Here is a 900-nt window from a genome sequence, read left to right on the forward strand (position 1 = left end):
CGAGTTCGAGTTCTGGCTGAGCCAGCGAGAACTCGGTACTGACGCTTTCGTCCTCATCGCCGCTGAGGAGGACGTTGCCCTCTTCGAGCGAGACGTTGAGTTCGTATGCCTCGTCGTTCTCGAGGAAGTCGTAGCTGTTCAGGGAGAAGAGAACAGTGCCGTTCTCTTCGTCGGTTTCGACGATCTCGATGTCGTCACCAGTGAAGTCGCCCTCACCGATGGACCAGGTTTCTGGCTCAGCGTTTGCGCCAGGGTCAACCTCGGTCACGGAGATATTGACATCGTTGCTATCGAGACTGTCTGCGTCGTCATCCTCGCTGAGGAGCGCGAAGACGTCTTCCGCTTCGATAAGACCGAGCAGCTGGTCACCGTTCGCGATCTCGTCCGTTGCGGTGACGACCGTATCGTCGAGGTCGTCACCAGCAGGAGCCGTCGCGCTTGCAAGGTCACTCATGCCGTTGCGGTCGCCGAGGTAGAACGACGAGCCGTCGGTCTTGTCAGTGACGGTCGTGTCGTTTGCAGCGATACCAGCAGTCAGGCTGTAACTCTCGTCTGGTTCGAGCGGGGCGTCAATGCCGTCGGTACTGGAGAGGTGCTCGAGCGAGTCGTCACTGTCTGCGAGACTGAAGGCGCTTGCGCCGACCTCCGTCGTGTCGTACTCGATCGTGACGTTGCCGCTGTCACTCGTGTCTTCAACTTCGAGCAGCGTCTGGTAGTTGGTCGTGTCTTCGTCACCGAACTGGACGTAGACCGCTCCGTCGTAGTTGTCGATGTTGACAACGATTTCGCCGGTGTTACCCAGGTTCTCGTTGAACGTGTCCGGGAACGTGATGTCGCCCTCAGGCGTCTCTTCGACGGAGAACTCGTCAGACTCTGCAGTCACGCCCGTTGACAGTTCTT

Annotated in this window: 1 protein-coding gene; it reads right to left on the reverse strand. The window is 58.6% G+C overall.

Going from position 1 to position 900, the window contains the following annotated elements; translation table 11 throughout:
- Positions 1 to 883: DUF7827 domain-containing protein (locus tag C481_RS00005; protein ID WP_152422114.1), on the reverse strand; the 883-nt coding region annotated here is incomplete at its 3' end.
- Positions 884 to 900 lie beyond the last annotated feature (17 nt).

The organism is Natrialba asiatica DSM 12278, assembly GCF_000337555.1.
In the GTDB taxonomy this organism is placed as follows: Archaea; Halobacteriota; Halobacteria; order Halobacteriales; family Natrialbaceae; genus Natrialba; species Natrialba asiatica.